This window comes from Enterovibrio baiacu (genome assembly GCF_004120195.1).
In the GTDB taxonomy this organism is placed as follows: Bacteria; Pseudomonadota; Gammaproteobacteria; order Enterobacterales; family Vibrionaceae; genus Enterovibrio; species Enterovibrio baiacui.
In genome coordinates this window covers 30,313-52,322 of sequence record NZ_SCHN01000024.1, presented here as the reverse complement: position 1 = coordinate 52,322, position 22,010 = coordinate 30,313, and the positions used below count along the sequence as shown (strand labels likewise).

At 45.6% G+C, this 22,010-nt stretch carries 17 protein-coding genes; 11 read left to right on the top strand and 6 right to left on the bottom strand.

Going from position 1 to position 22,010, the window contains the following annotated elements; translation table 11 throughout:
• Window positions 1-137 precede the first annotated feature (137 nt).
• The gene (locus EQP46_RS21355) at window positions 138-2,189 is read right to left on the bottom strand and encodes an ATP-binding protein (RefSeq protein ID WP_129495563.1); all 2,052 of its coding nucleotides are present in this window, start codon (window positions 2,187-2,189) and stop codon (window positions 138-140) included.
• A gap of 186 nt (window positions 2,190-2,375) precedes the next feature.
• Here EQP46_RS21355 and EQP46_RS21350 point away from each other — a divergent pair, with 186 nt between their 5' ends.
• The 8 genes from EQP46_RS21350 to hdhA all read left to right on the top strand — a co-directional run bounded on the left by EQP46_RS21350 (window position 2,376) and on the right by hdhA (window position 11,052).
• Entirely contained in the window at window positions 2,376-3,719 is a 1,344-nt protein-coding gene (locus EQP46_RS21350) for a DUF3427 domain-containing protein (protein ID WP_129495562.1), read from the top strand.
• A 193-nt stretch (window positions 3,720-3,912) separates the two neighbouring features.
• A complete protein-coding gene (locus EQP46_RS21345; protein WP_129495561.1) occupies window positions 3,913-4,674 on the top strand; it encodes a DUF2927 domain-containing protein in 762 nt (253 codons plus the stop codon).
• A gap of 180 nt (window positions 4,675-4,854) precedes the next feature.
• The gene (locus tag EQP46_RS21340; protein ID WP_129495560.1) at window positions 4,855-7,176 is read left to right on the top strand and encodes a hypothetical protein; all 2,322 of its coding nucleotides are present in this window, start codon (window positions 4,855-4,857) and stop codon (window positions 7,174-7,176) included.
• Window positions 7,176-7,562: a hypothetical protein gene (locus EQP46_RS21335; protein ID WP_017012573.1), complete on the top strand. Its 387-nt coding sequence runs from the start codon at window positions 7,176-7,178 to the stop codon at window positions 7,560-7,562. Before EQP46_RS21340 ends, EQP46_RS21335 begins: the two co-directional genes overlap by 1 nt.
• Window positions 7,563-7,586: 24 nt before the next feature.
• Entirely contained in the window at window positions 7,587-7,940 is a 354-nt protein-coding gene (locus EQP46_RS21330) for a hypothetical protein (protein ID WP_129495559.1), read from the top strand.
• Window positions 7,941-8,970: 1,030 nt separating this feature from the next.
• Window positions 8,971-9,240 (top strand): hypothetical protein, encoded by a 270-nt coding sequence (locus EQP46_RS21325; protein WP_129495558.1) that lies wholly within the window; start codon window positions 8,971-8,973, stop codon window positions 9,238-9,240.
• Window positions 9,241-9,455: 215 nt separating this feature from the next.
• Entirely contained in the window at window positions 9,456-10,073 is a 618-nt protein-coding gene (locus EQP46_RS21320; protein WP_129495557.1) for a bifunctional 4-hydroxy-2-oxoglutarate aldolase/2-dehydro-3-deoxy-phosphogluconate aldolase, read from the top strand.
• A gap of 211 nt (window positions 10,074-10,284) precedes the next feature.
• Entirely contained in the window at window positions 10,285-11,052 is a 768-nt protein-coding gene (hdhA, locus tag EQP46_RS21315) for a 7-alpha-hydroxysteroid dehydrogenase (RefSeq protein ID WP_129495556.1), read from the top strand.
• Window positions 11,053-11,175: 123 nt separating this feature from the next.
• On the opposite strand, the gene EQP46_RS21310 is transcribed toward hdhA, so the two are convergent.
• The 5 genes from EQP46_RS21310 to EQP46_RS21290 form a co-directional block, all read right to left on the bottom strand.
• Window positions 11,176-12,093 carry a hypothetical protein gene (locus EQP46_RS21310; RefSeq protein WP_129495555.1) on the bottom strand — a complete coding sequence of 306 codons (918 nt, stop codon included), beginning with the start codon at window positions 12,091-12,093 and terminating at the stop codon, window positions 11,176-11,178.
• A complete protein-coding gene (locus EQP46_RS21305; protein WP_194956900.1) occupies window positions 12,080-14,443 on the bottom strand; it encodes a fimbria/pilus outer membrane usher protein in 2,364 nt (787 codons plus the stop codon). Before EQP46_RS21305 ends, EQP46_RS21310 begins: the two co-directional genes overlap by 14 nt.
• Before the next feature lie 62 nt (window positions 14,444-14,505).
• Complete coding sequence (locus EQP46_RS21300; RefSeq protein ID WP_129495553.1) at window positions 14,506-15,204, bottom strand: fimbria/pilus periplasmic chaperone; 699 nt, start codon at window positions 15,202-15,204, stop codon at window positions 14,506-14,508.
• A 53-nt stretch (window positions 15,205-15,257) separates the two neighbouring features.
• Window positions 15,258-15,779: a hypothetical protein gene (locus EQP46_RS21295; RefSeq protein WP_129495552.1), complete on the bottom strand. Its 522-nt coding sequence runs from the start codon at window positions 15,777-15,779 to the stop codon at window positions 15,258-15,260.
• Window positions 15,780-15,986: 207 nt separating this feature from the next.
• Entirely contained in the window at window positions 15,987-16,652 is a 666-nt protein-coding gene (locus EQP46_RS21290) for a helix-turn-helix transcriptional regulator (RefSeq protein ID WP_129495551.1), read from the bottom strand.
• Window positions 16,653-17,024: 372 nt separating this feature from the next.
• On the opposite strand from EQP46_RS21290, the gene EQP46_RS21285 reads away from it, so the two are divergent.
• From EQP46_RS21285 to EQP46_RS21275, 3 genes are read left to right on the top strand one after another with little or no spacing between them, the layout of a single operon-like run.
• Entirely contained in the window at window positions 17,025-19,193 is a 2,169-nt protein-coding gene (locus EQP46_RS21285; RefSeq protein WP_129495550.1) for a DctP family TRAP transporter solute-binding subunit, read from the top strand.
• Window positions 19,193-21,637, top strand: a complete 2,445-nt coding sequence (locus EQP46_RS21280; protein ID WP_129495549.1) for an ATP-binding protein — start codon at window positions 19,193-19,195, stop codon at window positions 21,635-21,637. The genes EQP46_RS21285 and EQP46_RS21280 overlap by 1 nt, the downstream gene beginning before the upstream one ends.
• Entirely contained in the window at window positions 21,630-22,007 is a 378-nt protein-coding gene (locus EQP46_RS21275; protein WP_129495548.1) for a response regulator, read from the top strand. Before EQP46_RS21280 ends, EQP46_RS21275 begins: the two co-directional genes overlap by 8 nt.
• Window positions 22,008-22,010: the final 3 nt, after the last annotated feature.

Genomic DNA, 22,010 nt, shown 5'->3' with positions numbered 1-22,010 from the left:
ATGCTTTTAAGATTATAAAAAATAAAAATTTAAGCTCTTAAAACCTTTATCATCACATCCAATAAAATAGATATCCACTAAAATTAGGACAGGGTAATATACCATTATAATAATTATGTGATAAAGAAAAGCCTCAATTATTGAAAATCACTTTCAATAACTTTAATAACATTTAGTTCTTTATACTCCTCATCACTTATATTTATAAGAATATCGCATATTACGGCAAAATAACCACACGTATCGGAGCAAAGCTCTATTTTTGGCTTAGATAAATATCTAGTAGATTGATGAGCACCAACATGAGAAGTTTTGACCGAGTCTCTAAACCTTCCAACTTCTAGTAAGTTATTCAAAGTTGAATAATTCACACCTGAAGTTTCAGAGATAATGGTTACTAACTTTGGATTTTTCTTTAGAAGTAAAATTACTGTCACAACGCTCAACAACAATTTATCCCTCATTTCCTTCTTAGTATTAGCATTAAGCTTGCTAATATCGATACGACCAAACCAATTACTCTGCTTCTTAAATAAGCTCTCGGATGAAATCTCAAATATAGATCTAATGGAGCATGCAATTATAGGTAAAAAATCCTCTTTTGACTTAAAAGAATATACCTTATTTATAGCATTAATTATATCCCTAACAGTTTCCATACTTATCTTATATTCACTAGCAGACTCCAATGTAAAAATAGACCTGTCTAGTTTTTCACCTGTAATATTAGATAATTTTTTATTGAAATTAAGAACAAGGCTCTTTGAAAGGAGTCCAGTATTCTTATCATTATACCTATATATTATTTCCTTTTGGGATACATCTTCAACTGACGCAAGAATCCCATTTTTATTAAAAACACCGTCAACACTTATTTCTAGTTCTTCATGATTTACATCTATACCATTACTATCTCTCACATCATAAACGTATTCCTTGAGATCAATTTGATCTGATGGGATATATAGTGAAGTCGGCATCTTTCTGTCGATAAGGATAAATGCTGTATTGCTTTTTTCTCTTTCACCGTCTGTTGGGAATGCTCTACCTGTTGGTGTGTTTTTCGATGTTGTAATTTCTTTTCTAAGTGCTGAGCCATTAGTTTGTATGAATTTATTTAGTTCTCTTAAATGGATACTCATCCTCTTAGTAAGAGTGTTTTCGACAAAATTAGTACGATCTGAGTTGAATTCTATATCCTTACTTTCACTTAATATTTCAACTCTACCAATCATTTGAGGTAATATTTCTGAAGATTTTTTCTTTCGAAGAAGTTCTGGGTCAAATAAAATAGAGTTATTAAATAAATTTTTATTAACATATACCAAAGGGTAAAGTTGGCTATCATAAACCCTCTTATTTAGATCTGAAATTCCCTTAGCATTCTTACCGTTACCAAAAAAGAAAACAACTAGCTCTAATGAAATAGAGTAATCTTCACTGCTCGCTTCATATGGATATGATTTTAAAAACTCTCCTTTATGATAAAAGTCAATCATACCATTTTTTGAGTTATAGGTTATGTAAAATAACTGTTCTGAGACACTCTCATCATAAATACTACTTAGAGTTCTAGAAGAAGTAACTTCACTTCCATCACCGAGATCAATTGAAATATCAAATGAATCATCAATTATTGATGCTGCTAACTTCTCTACTACCTTTTTATTCTTAAGATCTGAAAACAGCTCTTCTATTTCGTTTTCAGTTGAAAATATTAAAATCTCGGTTCCTTTACCATCCTCTTCTTCCACATTAACTGGAATATTTATACCACTTAGGTCATCCTTAGAGGTTAGTTCAGTTTTGTTCACAGAAAACGTGCTTTTTTGACCATTTTTATATGTTATCCATTTAACTTCATTACCAAACTTTAGTGCAGAAAGAAACCCTAGTCCTTTAGAGCCTTGAGTGATTCTTTTTAAACCATCTAGCTCAACTTCTTTACCGTAGCTTTTGGTACTTTTAGAAATATGGAATAATGACTCGATCTCTTCCTCTCCCATTCCTAAACCATGATCTTTAATGAGTATAATTTTCTTACTATGCAACAGCTTAATTTCTATATCTGGAGAGAAAGCATCATATGCATTTTTAATTAACTCATTAAGTGCAAATAAAGATGAAGGAATATTTTGAGATAATTGCTCTAATAACCTTCCACTAAATTTGAGAGTGGTTTCTTTCATAAAAAATCTCAGCTAAAACTCACAAGAGAAGCAATGAAACTTAGAATAAACTGAAATAGCGTGGCGTCAACTGGTGCTTAACCCAATCGTTATGCATGTCTAGAAAATTGACCTAGAACAAAACCACCTCCCCACCTTCGGTATCTAATCTTACTCTCCTATCAGTAGCTCTGAAGTTACGAGTGAATGAACAGCATTGAATTTGATAAAGCCGGAAGAATCAAGAAGCTCAACACACTTGCCAAAACTCTCAACACCAATCACGTAGAAAGTGCCTTTCGTCTCTTTAACGAAAAACAAGGCGACATCGAAAGTTATGCTCCATCAAAGGATTACGACCTAATAGTCCACGGCAGATCCTACCCACCAAAGGCAATTTTTGGCCTTGCCATGTCTGAGTTGCTCAATATCGAAGTTTCGTCAAAGCACTTCACTGGTGGTGAAAAAAGCCCGTGTTTCAAAGTGCTCAGAAAGCTTGGTTATGAAGTCATCGCTAAAGCAAGAGACATGGAAAATGTCACTCTAGAGCTTTATGGGCAATACAACCGTGAGGAAGTATGTAAAGTCTTCGCGCCTGAGGTAAAATTTACAAAAGGTGCGGGTTCATGGGGGCTTTCGGGTATCGTCTCTAATGCCTCAAAAGAAGGCGACTTTGTTTTCTTTGTCACCCTAGAGCCCAGCGAGTCAAACACTTACGAAGATTACATTACAAATGATGGCAAGCTAATTTGGTGGTCACAAAACCAGCACACACCCGAATCCTCTGTCATCAAACAGTTAGTCGCGCACGATGATAAAACAAACACTATCCACTTGTTCCTAAGAGCAAATAAGGAGGATGACTACACCTACCTCGGTCATCTTCTTTTTGATAAATGGGAAGCGACGACGAGCGAGCCAGTCAATATAAACTGGCAGTTTGAAAGCTGGCCTATCCCAAATAGGATTCAAAGAAGGATAGCATTTGAAACCTACTCCAATACACCAACGCTTACCGCATTAAATCCTGATGAAATTACCATTAAGGAAGTGCCGATTGATGACAACCTTTCCCCGCTTTACTCAGAAAGTGGAAGGAAGCGAAAAGGCGTTCAAGTTGACTGGGCAGAGCGTGATAAAAGGAACCGTGAGCTTGGAGACATTGGTGAGCAGCTCGTCCTAGATATGGAACGAAAGCACTTATTATCAAGCGACAAACCCGAACTGGCAGATCGAATTCAACATATGGCTTTGATCGACCCGAATGCTGGATACGACATTCTATCTTTCGCCCCAGACGGCACCGAGAAGTACATCGAAGTGAAAACCACAGAAGGAAGACGAAATACTCAGTTTTTCATTTCAGATAATGAAGTGAGCGTCTCTCGCGATGCACCTGAAAAGTACTGGCTTTACCGTTTGTACAACCTTAACCGTACCGAAAACACAGCGGATTATTATAAGCGTAGAGGCGCGATTGATGAGTTGTTCGACCTCAGGCCTACGACATACAGGGCATCGCTAAAACAATATCTAACTGTCGAAGAGTAACTTTGCGCTATCCCTTACCGGGGATAAATCCACCTTTATCCCCGGTAAGGGATAAATAACAGTTAACCCGAATTTGCATCGGCGAGTTTGATACTCCGCAAAGCGCCTCCATTTCCCCTCCCGCCCCAATCTGCGCTACCTTGTAACAACAGTCGCTTTGGGATTTGAGCGATGATGAACAACGGAGTGTGGAATGCGACATCTTGTTTTTGGGCTGCTTTTTTCTTTGCTTGTGATGCCAGCTCAAGCAGCTTGGGATAACAATGCGTATGTGGAAAAAGCCTTCGAGCTGATTGCCCTCAATAACGAGTATGACGATAAAGACCATCCCGTTCGCAAGTGGCATCAGCCCGTGAATGTGTGGATTGACCATCGCGTGGGGGACAAAGAGCTTCACACCATGTTGGTGCGTATGCACCTTGCTCACCTTTCGAAAGTGACGGGTCACAAAGTCCAATTGGTCGATAAGCTAGAGAAGGCAAATCTGCGCATGGTGTTTACCCGCCAAAGCCGTTGGCAAGCAGAAACTCGCGAGTTGTGGAACCCGAATGAAAATTACCCGTTTCGTGGTGCTATCTGCATGGCGCATTTTTCAGTCACCAAGAGCAATGAAATCCGACGCGGTTTGATTGTCATCCCTGTTGATCTGGCGCGTGAACGTGGAAAGTTGTTTGCGTGTGTGGTGGAAGAGTTAACGCAAGCCATGGGGCTGCCGAACGACTCCAATGAGGTTTTCCCATCCATCTTCAATGACAACACCAAAAACAGCGTGCTGACGCCATTAGACGTCACCTTGCTGCGCTTACTGTATTCATCAAAAATCCGCGCGGGCATGTCGGGCAACACCGTTTTGCCTCTGGTTTCTGCTTGGTTAAACGCCAATCCTTCTTGGGCAAAAGAATCCAAAGCCCTCGCGCGCCAGTCAGAATTTGTCACGGAGTTGGGGCTGTTTTAAGTGTGTTTTTACAGCGGTCGAAAGCTAGAAATACGACGCAAAATGGAAACAACATCTTCCCCTTTTCGAGCAAGAAATTGCCCCTGACTGATCCACCTTTTGCTTTTGATTTACGGCACTTGTGCAAACCGAACGAGTTCGGTAATTAAGCCCAAAAGGAAAACACTTAAGGATGAGTGCGTGGGGTACCGTGTTGTAAAGCTGTCTGAGCTCGCAAGCTATGAGTTCGGGAACATTGAAGGGGCATTTGCCGAGCTAGGTGAGCGAGAACTTGAACGTGTATTGCCGCAAGGCATGGCGTTGAATACGTTTAAAGCTCAACTTCAAGAAGGCCAGTTGATCTTACTGAGCGATGCACCAAACACGCCGGCACTCTCATTGTCTTCCGCCCCCTCTGGCGAAAAAACGTGGCAATTTAATACCGCAGCGCAATCCCGCTTTTCACCGCAAGCACAGACCGCGTTTGTGTCTCGCACCAAGGCAAAAGGCTCTTCGTCCCGTTCCGGCGACAGCGCTGGCACTCAAGCGGTGTCGGAACCTGCTTACACACCGCAGCCTCCCGTTGAAGACAAACCCGAAAAGCCGGGTGTTAATTACGAATACTTGTTTGAGGTAGCTTGCTCTGAAGAAGTATTGGCGAGCGAAGTCGGCTGCCAATTTGCACTAGGAAAAACGCCGAAAGAGGCAAGCATTGTCAGTTGGGAAACCAAGCCTTCAGAACATGGCACTGTCTTCTCGGCAAAAGCAACGGACGGCGCACCAAGAAAGCTGATTGCGAAAGTGGCCAACACCGAGAAAGGCGTCAGTAATAAAGAGCCAGTTAAATTGAAACCGAAAGATACAGGCGCGGTCAGAGAAGCGTTTATTCCTGTCGTCCCTTCTGTTCAGCTTGGCTCACGTCTCGGTTTCCCGACTGAAGGGTTTTATTACCACTTCCATAACAACAAGCTGGTTCAGGAATACAAAATTTTGGGGGAAGATCGCTGGGCATTTTACGCGACTCGCTCAACTCATGAAAAATTGAATACTGAACAAGGCACGAACAAGTACCAAGGGGCCATCCTTCTTTATTGGAAAATCGACAGCAAAGTCGTTAAAAATCAGCACCTCGTCTACCTCGATCAGGCGGTCACACGAGAACAGTTAGATAACCTGAATGATGATTGGTTGGCTGAACATGGCGCTCCTATTGATGTACCAGCACTGCTCGCTGCTATGCAGCCTCAGCAAGCCGCAGAAAAGCCTTACAAACCACAAACCTTCAATGCCCCTGCCAATGTGGTTTATGACCACAAAGAACGCCTACTCATGGGTTCAACGCTTAAAGCCATTAATAACAGGAGACTGGTAGAGAGTGGGTTGCCAGTGGTGAAGGTGAAAACGTTACCGTCAGAAGAATTGGCGTTTGATCTGGGATATTGCCAAGTAGAGAAAACTCAACCACTTGATGACTATTGGCGTACGTTGTTTACTGAAGACACTCCCACAGACATTCAGTCGCTCATTAAGAAATATAACGAACACCTTAACAACCCTGTTCGTGAGGGCGAGATTGTCGTGGTGCCTACCTCTGAACCCAAAAGCGAGGAAGAGAAGAGCCGGCTGGACGCACTCATCGACGAAGCCAAAGCGGCGAGTATAGAGTTGGGTAAACTCACGGATGAAGCTCTCGCAACGGTAAACCGCCACTTCGAGCTTTTGGACTACTATGCGTCAGAGGCTTTGAAATCAGTAAAAGAAGATGGACTCCCATCAGATGTATATGCACATGCCTCATTGGGGGTTGGTGCAGTGGCTTCTGGAGCTGGAAAACACCTACAGAACATTAACTCTATTCTGTCGGAAATAAATAACGTGTACGTTACTCAAGTAGCAATGGCAAGCCGCGTAGGCGGTATAAATTATGGTGCCTTTATTGCCGAACGTGCAGTATTGTTTAAGAAACTGGATGGTTCTTTCGCGGCACTGTCTAAACGCAGTGTTAAAGTACCTACCAATGTTCAAGTTAGGAAGAACTTAAAATTATCAACCAGATCCGTCATTCATAATGCCAATGAAATCACCTCTAAGGGAGTTGTTCCCAATCTCGGGAAGCGCATGGCAAATGTCGCTGTTGGTATGTCCGCAGCTCGTGGCGTTGGGTATGTGGGATTGACTCTAAGTGCTGCAAGTGGAGCAAATAACATTTATGAAGCATGCTCAGTGGATGCAACAGGTGAATGCGGTAAAGTAGCTACACGCGAAGTTATTGGTTTTGCAGGTGGCTGGGGCGCTGGTATTGTTGGTGGAAATATTGCGTCTGCAAGCGTAATGTTGGCGATTGGCGTTGTTGGGATCACGTCAGCACCTGTAATTGCCGTTGCCACTGTCGGTGCATTTATTGTCGGCGGGTCCTTGGGTGGTATAGCTGGTTCCACTGCTGGAAAAGCTCTTGGCGATGGAATTTACTTTTTGTATGAAAAGAGCCATGAATTAGCTGACTACGTTGTAGAGACATTTTGATGGAATGGTACGAAGCAACAATAACAATTATTGGGATAGTATTCGGCGTTTATTTGGTTATCTGGGCTGTTCCAGGAACTATTATGAGTGCAATGATTGCGCTCGGAAATATAGAGCGAATTATCTATATTGATAAACAGCTAGCCAAAAATTTGGATAAGTATTATGACGAGAAAGGATATTTGAGGTGGGAATATCAAATATCTTCCTCAATTGGCACCAGATTGTTTGGCTATTGGATTTCCTATCCTTTTATTAAGCACAGAGCTAAAACTCCTTCAAGAAAATTTCAATTTTTCATGTGGGTAAACTGCTTAGGAATGTGGAGCTTTTTGGGTGCAGTGCTCTTCGTAGGTTTAGCGAAATTATTAGGGGTTATTCCATAGCTCAGAGGGTAGAGCACTTCATTTATGTATATTGAAGAACTTAAAATAGTAGTGTCAGGTGTATTTTCCATTTACGCCATCATCTGGGTTGTCCCTGGAACAATAATGAGTGCCATTGTTTCATTGGGAGACCCTAAACGTATTGTATTCATTGATGAACAGCTTTCAAAGGATCATAAAAAGCCACATAAAAACTGGTCAAGCATGCTTTTTTCTAACATTGCCACTCGACTCTTTGGCTATTGGTTAGCCTATCCTTTAATTTTCCATAGAGTAAAAACATCCTCGAAGAAGTTTAAGCTGTTTATGTGGTTCAATACTCTAGGCATTTGGAGCTGCATCGGTGCACTTACGCTTTCTTTAATCGGAAAAGCCTAAATAAAAGAAAAATTTCGGAAAATGTAATACGTCTTCCCCAATTTTTATATATATAATATCACCCATGCACCAACCATAAAAATGATAGAATGAGCCATATGAACACGATAATAGGACTCCTAGGTATATACATATACACATGGGCAATCCCATGTTTAATTTTCGTTTTTTTTGTTTCATTTGGGAACTTGAAGTACATTATCTACATTGACAAACAGTTATCCAAATCATTAGATGTTCTTTATGATAATTCAGGAAACATGGTGGAGACAATGTTCACTACAATAATGAATCGCTTTCTTTTATACAGCATTAGCTTTCCCTTCATTTTTAAAAGAGCAGATAAATCTTCATTTAAATTCAAAACCCTTATGTGGTTCACCTCCATTGGGTGGTGGTGTGTAATTATCACAATATCAATCACGTTAATCAACAAAGTATAAAAACTCAGCCCCCGTTGAATTATACAAATAAAATTTTCTATTGGGCACTCTCTGTAATAAATGCATCTCAATATGTTACTTATTATAAAATTTAATTTAATTGATAAAAATTCGATTAGTTGACAGGGTCATATCTAGTTAATTTATTTGATAGGATATTTCGAAGGTTTTATGGTAGTTCCAACAGCTAACCCTATAGTTATGATGTTAACGTTAATCTTTGGCGGATATTTAATTATCTGGACAATTCCAACTATCATCATCATCGTTTTGCTCTCACTTGGAGACTCAAAACGTATTGGCTTTCTTGACCGACAATTCTCTCGCAATGTTGCGAAGCTTCATTCCAATTCAACGTGGATGTTGCCGCATGAAATAATCGCACGGTTTACTCTTTATTCCGTTCAATACCCATTTTTGAAAAAAAGAGCCACATCGAACTCATTAAAACTGAGTTTCTTTATGTGGGGCAATTTTTTGGGTTTCTGGAGTTTCTTTTTTTTGTGTCTGATTTTATTCTTAAAATCACTTTAATTTTGGAGTGTTAAGAAGTTATTGATACACATAGAAGCCGCATTTTAAGGGCAATGCTATTAGCAATAACATTGTTTGCCCTCTCTATTGAATTGCTTACGTTGCTTGAATTCACACTAAACGCTGGCGCTCACCACTTCGGCTCCGAAGTGAACGGCTTACGGCATGAAAGTGCGTGGCACTATGTTGGGTTTTCTCTCGTTACCCTCGCCCTGTTATTGGTATCCTTGTTCGTGGAACGTCTATTGGAATCAAATGTGTGGGGCTTTGCGCTTCGCGCTGCCTTGGTTTTTATCTCTGTTTTTCTTTTCGTCGTTGTTTAAGCATCTATCTCGCCAATCCTCTCACTGACTTTCCAAAACCAGCATCGCCATTGCTGGGGGATTTTCACTCTTCAAGGGTTCACTTTTTTGCTGGTTGCTCGTCGAGTCGATGTTGATCAGAAAACCACACTAAAAACATGGGCCGTGATAGATTACTCGTCACTATCGCATTTATTATCGTCGCAACACTTAGCTTCATTTTGTAGAGGTAAATAATGAAAACGATTGAACAGCGACTAAAAGAAATCCAAATCGTACCTGTTATTGCGATTAACGATGTCGCTCACGCTCTGCCTCTGGCAAAAGTGTTGGTAGAAAATAACCTGCCATGTGCTGAAGTGACCTTCCGTACAGAAGCAGCAGCGGAATCCATTCGTATTATGCGTGACGCTTACCCTGAGCTATTGATTGGTGCAGGCACGGTATTGACGACAGAACAGGTCGACATCGCTATCGACGCAGGTGTGGATTTCATCGTGAGCCCGGGTTTCAACCCAACCACAGTGAAATACTGCCAACAGCGCAACATGCCAATCGTACCGGGTGTGAACAACCCAAGTTTGGTTGAGCAAGCCATGGAAATGGGCCTGAAGACGTTGAAGTTTTTCCCTGCCGAGCCTTCTGGTGGCGTGAACATGCTGAAAGCGCTCAGCGCGGTTTACCCTGTGAGCTTTATGCCAACAGGCGGTGTTAGCCCTGCCAACGTTGATCAGTACCTTGCGCTAAAAAGCGTTGTTGCATGTGGCGGTACTTGGATGGTACCAACTGACATGATGGACAACGGCGACTGGGACGGCATTGCCGCACTGGTTAAAGCTGTTTCTGCGCGTTAATCGCTAGCTGCGAACCCCTGACATACGAAGCCGAGCGCATTGCTCGGCTTTTTTTTGCTCAATCCCTTTGTCAAAGACGTCTTCATAGCCGCCTCAACGGTCTGGTTGAGCACCACGCGATAGGTTGATCGCCACGCTGTATCAACAATAAACCGCTTTGCTGATTCAGCCACAACTACCCTCTGTGCATCATTGTGAAGAGGGTTTTGCTATGTCGGCGATTCAACAATTCAGCCTTGATGGGCAGGTTGCCATTGTCACGGGTGCAGCGGCGGGCATTGGTCGGCGTATTGCTGAAATGTTTGCGGATGCAGGCGCATCCGTGGTGGTGAGCGATCTAAATTTGGAGGCGGCGAACGAGGTGGCTTCCGCTATCAATGCCACGGGCAGGTTTGCCATTGCAGCCAGTTGCAATGTCACCCTTGAGGTTGATCGTGTCGCGCTTATCGAGCGTGCAATAACAACCTTTGGCAAGGTCACCATTTTGGTGAATAACGCAGGTGGCGGCGGGCCAAAAACATTTGATATGTCGATGACCGATTTCGAATGGGCCTATCAACTCAATGTGTTTGCGCCATTTCGGTTAATGCAGTTATGCGCAACTGAGATGGAGAAAGCAGGCGGCGGCGCGATGCTTAACATCAGTTCGATGGCAGGTGAAAACAAAAATTCACACATGGCATCTTATGGCTCATCAAAAGCCGCTGTGAATCATCTCACCCGTAACACTGCCTTTGATTTGGGGCCGATGGGCATTCGGGTGAACGCCATTGCACCAGGCGCAATCCGTACTGCGGCGCTAGAAAAAGTGCTCACGCCAGACATTGAAAAAGCCATGCTGAAACACACGCCACTGGGCCGATTAGGGAAAACCGATGATATCGCGTCTGCCGCGCTGTTTTTGTGTTCGCCTGCGGCGGCGTGGGTGAGTGGGCAAGTGCTGACCGTTAGCGGTGGCGGCAGTCAGGAATTGAGTTAATACCTCAATTGGTGGAAGGGAAGGCAAAGGCAGAAAAGCATCTGGTTCAGCATGAGAAAGCTGCCTTAGTAGGCCGCTTTCTCGCTGTATCACTACGCTGCTCACACTGAAAACGTCAACAGATCATCGCGCAAACAAACTGACGGTAACGACATCTTCATATTGCCCTGCCCTTGCGTAAGGCTCTGGCTTATTCAGAAAGGAAAGCGTGACTTTTTGTTGGCGGAACGGGCGGTTGCCAATATCAAACACAACGTCATCCACCAGCTCAACCTTCTTGCCTGCAAACATCACTTGATACGGCACTTTGTTTCGCTTGTTAGAGACGCTGACCAAATTGCCTTTGTTCTGCGAGGAAAGGGCCATGCTGACAAAGCCGTTACTTTCCATGAAAACCGGTAAATCGCGTCGATTACTTTGGGTGAGATCGCCAAGGTGCACACGAACAGACGTGCCTGAAGGTTTCAGCCAACTCTCATTGGTGCTCGCCAATTTTGCACGCACATAAGGCTTCACCTGATAGTGAAACGAATACACTTGCTTGCCGATGGTTTGGTCATTGCCTTTGTTCAACGTCAGATCTAAGGTGCTGACATAGCTACCCGGCGAAAAATCTTTCGCGGCAGGAATGTAAACCCAAAAATTCGTCGACGCTTTGCCATAAAGCCGCATCACCGCTTCGTCACCATTAATGGTAGGAAGAAGCTGCCGCGATGCGTTTTTTAGTTCGTAATCATGGTGCGACCGCGGGCCACTCAAGCGAGGCACACCGCCTTGTGCTGGTTTAATTACTAACTCGCGTGCGCATTGCGCAAGGCTACGATCCAAATACACAGTGGCAGGGATCCACACGCCGCGCTGGCCTTTGCGCTCTTCCACCGCCGAGGTGGTTTTCACATCCAGCGACCAACTGCCTTCACAAGCTGGCAGGGTTTGCACATCGCCCGCCGCGCTGCTTACGCTGGCAGCCGCGTGAAAAGACAGCGCAGAGAGCACAATGCCGCTCGTCACCATCGCCTTTATTGATTTAAGGATTTGCATCACAGTTCTCCTCGATACATTCCATCGTCAGGGTGCCCAGTTCAATTAAGCGGTGATCAGCGTCTTCCACATCCAATGTCATTGGTTGATAGCGCTGATAACCAATGGTCAACACATAGGTGCCTGGGCCAACGCCCTGAACAAAGAAACGCCCTGTTTTGTTGGTGAAAAACGCGTGAGACACACCGTCTTTCGTAAGCTCGCCTTGCAGGTAAGAAATCGGCATACCACCTTGGCCTAAAAGCACGCCCTTGGCGGTATAGGACGAATCCGACCCCACCATCACGACATGCCCTGTGGCCGCCCCAGGAGAAATAGTATGGCGGCTTTCACCCCAGTCATATCCCATGGGCGCATTGGGTACACTCAGATCAACGGTATTGCTTGCATAAGGTACATCCAGCGGCAATAAGCCTCCCACCATGGATGTCGCTGCCGCTTTGTATTTACCGTCTTGCGCCACGCCAATGTGCGCTTCATGATCCACCAACGACGGGTGAAGCTGAGTAACAAGGAAAGGCCCAGGTTTTGCCCTACCCCATCCGATTTTTCCGTCAGCGATACCAATCGCAGTGTTGCCGCGAATGGATGCCTTATAGCCCACATCCATGTTGCTATCACTGAACGCAGTGCGCTCGACTTCACCTTCCAATCGCACACGGTTAGCGGTGTAACTCAGCTGTGCATTTTGACGATCCCGTTGCTCGTCATATTCCGCGAGTGCTCTGAAGCCCACACTGCCCACACGTTCGTTGTTGGTGCGGCTCATGTCCACGCGCGTTTGGTTATCTGTGCTGTTGTAGCTAGCCCCGAGGTTATAGCCATACTTTTGATGGTTCCAACGCCAGTCGAACGTGAAGAAATACCGTGTATCTGACGCGACGTCCGTGCTTTTCTTGGTGTAGCTCACGCCTGCACCCAAAGTGATATCGCCGCGTTTCCAATTAAGCATGGACGTGGTGCTGGTTTGGGTTTCGTCGTTGGTGTCATCCATGTAAGAGCCAGAAAACGTCGCATCCCAGCGGTCATTGATCGACAACACATAGTTCGCCAAATACCGCTCGTAAGACACAGGAAGCGCCGCTTCTTCCCATGGCGATGCGGTGTACCCATCAGCAAATTCGACGCCCAACCTCAAGTTCGGCGTTTGGCTTTCTGACGTGCCAATGATCGCGCTTTCCACGTTCACAGAAACGACATTGCCCGTTTCGCCTTCTTGGTGATCGCTCAGCGCAAAACGGCTCGACAGGTTTCCCAAATCGGTGCCAATGGTCACGACACCGCCGGCAATGTTGCCATATTTCGCCGCGATGCCGTTCGCCCCCACGGTTAACCAAGACGACACGCCATATTCGACAAAACCATTCATCGCCCACGTATCTAAATAGCTGATGCCTTTGTCTTCAAATACCGACGGCACACCCGCACTGAAGGCGTAATTCACCATGCCTTCGTTGAGCAAGCTGCTGTTATAAAACTGCGTAAACACAAAGGTTTCCGTTTTGCCGGACAGATACGTGACATGCACAGTGATGTCATTCGCGCCATTGTCCATCGGCAAGTTCATCAGGTTGAAACGCCCTGCATCCTGACGGCCACTGAAGATCACCTGACCATTGACGACAATTTCAACTTCTGCGCTTTCTTTGAGGATCAGCTCTTGATTATTATTTGGCCCAATCACGCGTTGCGGTTGCAGTTCAGCGTAATCACTTTCAATCGACAAACCACCAAGGCTCATGTTGGATACATACCCTGACACGCCGGATTCCACATCCCCCACTGAAACGCGGTAAGGTGCATTCGGGTTGTCATAAAAAAACCGCCACTCGCCACGCAACACCTGCGAATGGTTGTCAGAAACCTCAAAATAGTTGGCCGCATCAAGGTTAATGCCGGATGCGCCCCCTAGGTTCATTTGAGCGAGCCAATCAATAGAAGAAAAGTGATCGGCGGTATCGCCTTCCCAGCTTTCGGTATGGGCGAAGTTAATGCTGTTTAGCCAGCTGAAGGTGCTGCTTTCGGAGGGGTAAAACGGTTCGTAGCCTTCGCCAAAGTCGACGTTTGCTTTACCAAAAGCGTCACTCGAAATGTGCGCGGAGAGTGATAACGTCGAGGCATCAAAAACCAGCGCAACGCCTTTTTCAGCCAGCGCCTTTAAAGCCACCATGCCTTCAGCATTGATGCTTTTCTCGTCTGAAAGTGCTTGCCAAATGGACGCGTCGACACGCTTCCCTAGCAGCACTTTGAGTTCTGATGCGGAAACCGCATCAACATCCATGCCAGACAAAGAAACAGGCACCGAGCCCAACTCTCGATCGTTTATCGAGAGGGGTACGGTAAATGTCATGGCGCTAACTGAGAAGGAAACAAACAGGAGGAGCCAAACGACGCGCAAACGCTCGCCGATAGTCACTCGTCCCCCTTCACATCCACGCTAAGTGAGTCATGTTTTTTCGTCAGTAAGGTCTCTACTGACATGCGGGTACTTTCACCCGGCACCAAGAACTGACGGTCGACCAAATCTTTAATGTCTTCCCACTGCCATGTGTAAGACGTGTCATCCGCCTTCACGTTGAAAGACAAATCCGAAATCACCACCACGCCCGTTCCTTTGTTTTCTAACAAAAGCTCAGGGGCTGCATTGCCTTTCAGGGACACATCCGCCTCGACCAGGTTCTCAACATGATCAGGGGTAACAAACGCCAACGCCCCGATTTGGAAAAGCATTTTGATGCTGCTTTTCTTCTCTTCATCTTGAATCGGCAGTTGGCTGAAAATGATGCGGTATGAGGTGGATGCATCGATCAAATCACCGATGTACTTCACCTTTACCATTTGCGTTTTACCCGGAGGGATAAGCGCTTGCGGTGGAAAAACAAAGAAGTCTTCCGAATCAATCAGGGTTTCTGAATCATTCTCGGCGATGGCCCTTTGTTTCACAAAGATTTCGAGAGGAAGGGGTAACCCCGTCGTGTTATGTACTTGAAAGAATTGTTCGCTTTTACTGCCGTGATCAGAGAAAAACGACACCATTGGCAGAAGTTCGAAGGCTTTTGTAATCGGAGAAAACAGCAAAAGCGCTATCAGTAGCGATCTGAATACACGCATATAATCCTCAAAAGGGGCCCTCAGGCCCCTAACTTACAAATGAAAAGTGATGCTTAACGTGGGTAAAGAGAGACGTACATCGATGTTTTGTACTCACCCGCTTTTTCCCAACCATTGATTGTCGGCGTGATGTTCAATGTTTTGGTTTCGCTCATGTAACCAACAGTGCTGTTGTTTACATCAATGGTGGTTTCGATTGCGTGGCCACTTTGTGCATCGTTATTGCGATCAATCACGCCGCTTTGGCCATTGAATGCAACGGTCAAAGGGATCACGTCTTTACCATTCTGGTTTTTAAATGCATGTGCACCAACAACAAGCAATCCTTTTGCGTTGTCTGTGTTACACCAAGCGCTGAACTTAAAGTCGCTGGTTTTTGCGTTGGTGTTGTTTACATCTAATTCAATGGTTTTATCTTGCGTTGAGTACATTTGGCAGCGCTTAGGCACCTCACCTTTTAGATCAACGTAGAATTGCGTTTGACCATCTTCACGAGGCGTGCTTGACCAATCACTTGCGCTTGCACCAGCAGAAAAAAGTAATGCCAGAGCGATACTACCAACTACACGTTTCATTTTGTTCTCCAAAGGTTATGACTACCATGTCTTTACCAGAAGAACTTTAAATACTTTGCAGCTAGTTGAATATCGACCACTTGTCTAATTCGATGCGATAAAAAGGACTAATATCGGGCTATACCTAAACAATTTGAAGATGAACGGTGCAATGGCCAAAAAGGATGGCCGCCATTCGCGCATCTTCAGATGGTTTGGGTAGGGAGGCTATGCGATGAGATCAATAGGTTGATCCACATCTTCTTCCAACAGCAATGTGCTCAGTTGATTGCGACTGTGCTTACCTGTTTTCAGAAGGATACTCGACACATGACACTTCACGGTACTTGGGCTCAAGTGCAGTTGCACCGCAATGTCTTTGTTGCTTTTCCCTTGAAGCAGGTGAAGGAACACTTGCTGTTCACGGCTAGAAAGAGAGAACTTCGCCCCCAGCACATTGACGGAGTGGCAAGAAAGTCCGCCCGCTTTCACCAAATGCTTGAGCGCCTGCGACATCGCTTCTCGGCTAAACCACATTTGCCCAGACGCAATCGTTCTTAACGCGCGCGGCAACATTTCCAACGTGAAAGGCTCGACAATCAGGCCAGAGAAGCCCAACGAAATCAGACCGGCGACGCTTTCTTCATCCACCGCTTCGCCGTTGACGATCACCCAGCTACCGCCTCGTTCAATCGGAGAGATCAACAAAGAAGAAGGGTTACCCAACGTGGCTTTATCGAAGATAACAATGTCGTTCTCACCCAACCCCCAGAGTTTCTCTGCAGAAGAGCACGATTCAATCATGGTTCGATGAAAAACCATGGAAAGACAAGCGACAACTACCTCTGACCAGGCTTCATTTTCTGAAACAATATAGACATGTTGCTTGTTCATAAGACCATACTTCGATACATGATTTTCTCGACATTATACGTTGGTGATAACAAAATTTATTCGAGTTATCTATCAATACACTGGGGTTTAGCAAAATAATTCGTTAAACGATCATTTCGGTAAATTTCTCCTCACGTTTTTATTTCTTCGTACTTTCAGTGTGTTGAAAGAATTCACACAACGCCGCAACAGTTGCCACTTGCAACCTATTCATGCAACAAACTAATTTTGACGATTTTAGCCCTCTCATTTATGTGCTTTCTCACTGGCGAATCTTACGTCTCATTTCTAATCTCTATATAAATCATTAAAAAGCGTTTGCCTTCATCGTGGTGCTTCACGAGAAGACGCGGCGCAGTTTTGGGGAAAAATATGAAGCGTTACCTCGTGGCAATTGGATTTATCTTGAGTCTGTCAGGTTGTGACTCAAATGCACCGTCGACCAAGGCCATTTCGAGCAAAACCGTCAAAGATGATTCGATGACGCTCGCACTCACGAGTCACCCAGAAAGTGCGGAATATTTGGCAGCCAAACGCTTCGCTGAACTTGTTGATGAAAAAACGCAGGGCGAGGTGAAAATTAAATTTATCGAGTCTAATTCCCGTATTTCTGACCGAGAAATGGTCGCGGCAGTACAAAAAGGGTTACTCGATTTCACCATCACCCCGACCTCTCGCCTTTCCTACATCGCGCCAGACATGCAACTGTTTGATTTGCCTTTTCTATTCGAAGACGAAGCGGCGGTTGATCGCGTGTTCGACAGCAGCGCTGCAAAGCTTTTACTCTCCAAATTAGACATTCAAGGCCTTGTTGGTCTGTCATTGTGGCGAGGTGGTTTTAAGCAAATCATGACCACATCGCCATTAGACACCCCCGAAGATTTCCAACAGCGACGCTTTAAGATCATGGAAAGCCCCTTGCTTCGCGATCAGTTTAAGGTGTGGGGCGGTGCAACGGTGCCCATCGCTGCGCGACACACAGAGAATGCGTTCAAAAAAGAAGCCATTGATGGGCAAGAGGACACCATTGCGAACATGGCGAGCATCAATGTCGATAACGCCAATGTGCTCATGACCAATCATGGCTACCTCTCGTTCGTGGTTGCCATGTCGCTCAAATCACATAACGCGCTCTCACCGACCAACAGGAAAGCAGTGAGAGCGGCAGCCAGAGAAGCAACAAGGTACCAATACGACATTTCGATTCAGCAAAACGCCCAAGCGTTAGACACATTGAAAGCCAAAATGACGGTGTCAAACGCGTCACCAGAGCTCATTCGCTGGTTAAAAGAAGAATCAGGCCTGCTGCTCGAGCGTTATCGCATGCGCTTGGGCACTGCCATGGTCGAGCAGATCTTACAAGCCCGTGAAAATTGGTCAGAACCTCATCCAGAAAAACTCTTAGTGGCACTGGATGCCGATCTCAGTGGCAACTCGGCCAATTCAGGTCTTTCCATTCGTCGCGGTATTGAACTCGCCATTGATGAAATCAATGAGCAAGGCGGCTTACTCGGAAAAGAAGTGGCGCTGGTGGCTCGTGATAATTCCATGATCCCGTCACGCGGCCTCGACAACCTGGAAACCTTCGCTGAGCTGCCCAATCTCATTGGCGTATTCAGCGGGATCAGTAGCCCGGTGGTGCTCGCTCAGATTGATTATATTCACCACAAAAAAGTGCTGATGCTTGCCCCTTGGGCGGCAGCCACCCCGATCATCGACAACACTAAATCGCCAAACTATGTGTTCCGAGTGTCCGTGCGTGACGAATATGCCGCCGAGTTCTTGCTCAATGGCGCATTGGAAATCTCAGACAATGTCGGTCTACTGCTAGTCAACAATGGCTGGGGACGCAGCAACTACACCGGGCTAACCGAAGCGCTGAACAAGCGCAAACTGTCCCCTTCCCATATTGAGTGGTTTAACTGGGGTGAACGCGATTTCTCATCAAAAGTCGATCGTCTGATCAAGAAAGGGGCGGAAGTGGTGATTTACGTGGGGAATCCCGTAGAAGGAGAGAAATTTGTGTCTGAGCTGGCGCAACGTGTCTCTCCACCAAGCGTCATTTCACACTGGGGGATTACCGGATCAGACTTTGCACAAAAAGCGTCTGTCGCGCTAGAACGCGTTGATCTTCGTGTGCTTCAAACCTTCAGCTTTATCGATAACAACGACGCGGACGTTTCAAACCTCGCCAAGCGTTATCACCTTCGTTATAGCACCTCAGAGCCCACTGAAATCGTTGCGCCGTCAGGCACTGCCCACGCTTACGATTTAATGAACATGCTTGCCACCGCCACAACACGCGCCGGCAAAGTGGACATGACAAGCATTCGAAACGAAATGCAGAAAATTGATAAGCACTCAGGGCTGATGAAGAACTACGTCGACCCCTTTGCACATGGCAATCAGGATGCCCTTGAGCGATCAGATTATATCTTCGCCCGTTATCAAAATGGGGCGCTCTATCCGGTAGGCAGTAAAAACGCCCCACGCAATACAGCGAACAGTGAGAAAAAACGCCCAATGGAGAACACGCCTTAATGTTGGCGAAAAACAGCATTTCACAACGCTTTTCCCGTTCCATTCTAAAACTGCTGGTCGCGTTCTTTGTCTTCGTCGTGAGCGCGACCACGGTAATCGAAGTCATGCGCATCGAACGCCAGTTCAAATCGCACCTCGATGATCTTGCTCAAAGCGGTTTAAACACACTCAATGCCGAATTACGCGTTCAGCAACGCGCAGTGTCGCGCACCGCGTCCAGCAAACTGTCTATCAATAGCTTGATAGACATTGATGGGGGTCGAGCTTACTTCCACCACGCGCTTGATGATCTCTCTCTCTTTAATATTGTCCAAGATGCATTGGTGTTCGATTACTCGGGAAGCACACTGTTTCGGCACCATCACCTTGATCCCGTTTGGCTAACACCCACGCTGGTGTATGACACCCTAACCACGTCTGAAGGTAGCCTGAAGTTCAGGGACGGCTTTTTTTATATCATCGAACCCATCGTGTATTACGACACCGTTCAGGGTGGCATCATCACACGTATTCCAGCAAACGTCTTGATTCAACGTGCACTGAAAGACACCAAACACGCCTTTACCATTAACATTGGCGAGAACTGGAAATACATCAACAGTGAACGACAAGGTTTTAAATTCACCATCACGAAAGAAGCCAAGAAAGAGCAGGTTCTGTCTGACTTTAACGTGTCGATCACCTACTCAGAGTCTTATCTGTTTCTCCTTAATGAAATCACACCATGGCTCACTAGCCTCAGCCTTTTAGGCCTACTTGCCTTGGTTCCTTCGATAATCATCGCAAGAAATCTAGGTCGGCGAATGGCAGATCCGATTGCTCATCTCGCCACAAAAGTGAAATCAGGGAAATACCCTATCTCCACCGCCCAAGAAGGCGATGAGATCGCAATGTTGGCAGACGCATTCAACGATGCGACAGAAAAGCTCGATGCCGCCAGTAAGCTCGACATTCAAGCAGAGCGCATATCCGGGCAGAGCCAGTTATTGGCGATTGTGGATACCGTGGTCGATTGCATTATCACCATCGACATTAAGGGAAAAATCGCCAGTTTTAACCCCGCAGCAGAAAGTCTGTTTGGGTACCGCGCGAGCGATGTCATTGGCCAGAACGTTAATATTCTGATGCCACAAAAAGAAGCGTCAGAGCATGATCAGTACCTCGAGGGCTACCTACGAGGCAACCCCGCAAAAATCATAGGAATGGGGCGAGAAGTCATCGCCAAGCGTAAAGATGGCACAGAGTTCAATGCCGACCTTTCGATCAGCGAAATGTTTGTGTCTGGTGAGAAACGATTCACAGGGGTGATTCGTGATATCACTGAGCGAAAACGGCATGAGCAAATCAAAAGCGAGTTCATCGCCACCGTCAGCCACGAACTGCGCACGCCTCTTACCTCTATTCGAGGCGCGATTGGCTTGGTGTTAGGGAAATTTGCGGATCAAATTCCTGAAAAAAGCCACCGTATGCTGACGATGGCACTACGAAATTGTGAACGACTTACGCTACTCATCAACGACATCCTTGATATCGAAAAATTCGAATCCGGAAAAATGACGTTCAACTATTCCCGCATCAATCTGAATGCATTGTTGCGTCGCGCCATTGAAGATAACGATGGCTTTGCTAAGCAGCATCAGGTCACTGTCTGTCTAGAGTCAGATTGCGAAAATGCGTTTGTAAATGCGGATGCCATTCGCCTTCAACAAGTCATGGCAAACCTGCTGTCGAACGCATACAAATACTCCCCAGATGGCGGAACGGTGGTCGTCAGCCTCTATGAACACGGTAATGACTACCGCATTGACGTGACAGACCAAGGCCCCGGCATTCCTACGGAGTTCCACTCACACATCTTTGAGCGTTTTTCTCAAGCAGACAGCACGGACACGCGAAGGATCGGTGGCACGGGGCTTGGTCTGAGTATTTCTCAAGCCATCATCGAAAGTCACCATGGTGAAATCAACTTCTATTCCGTGCCGGGAGAAGGCGCGACGTTTTACTTCACCTTACCCGCAGAGCCTTGCGATCAAACGCGGTTGATTCGCCAATCAGCACTCGATATCAGTGATATGCGCCAACAGGTTTTGTGTATCGACGATGATGATCATTGCATCGATACACTGCGAAACATGCTCACCACCTATGCCGATATTTCCCACGCATTTTCATTTGAGAGCGCCAATCTTGCCCTCAATCAACAATTTTTTGACCTAGTCATTTTGAACATCGATATCGCTGATGGCAGCGGTGAAAAACTGCTCCAGTCCCCATTATTAAAAGACTCTGCGATCATCGTTGTCATGCAAGAGGATGCTGAAAAAGTACTTCCTGATCAGGTAAAAGCAACATTTCATAAGTCTCCATCAAGTATCAAGAGGCTGAAAAATGAAGTCCGTCTTATACTCAATAGAAGTCACAAGGAAAGGCAACTGAATGCATAACAATGTAACCGTGCTTTATGTTGAAGACGATGAAGACATTCGAGATGTGGCGGAGATGGCACTCGAAGACGATGGCTTTACGATCTTGCCCTGCGCGTCAGGGGCTGATGCGTTAGAAAAGGCCGCGCTGTCAGAACCGGATCTGTTGCTACTGGACGTGATGATGCCAGACATGGATGGGCCAACCACCCTCGCGAACTTGCGAAAACTTCCTCACCTTGCATCCACGCCCGTAATATTTATGACTGCAAAAGTGCAGCCAGCGGAAATCAATGCTTACCGCAGTTATGGTGCCATTGGCGTCATCAGCAAGCCTTTTGACCCAATGGGCCTTGCCGACGAAATCAAACAACTCATGACACAGGCGTAGTTT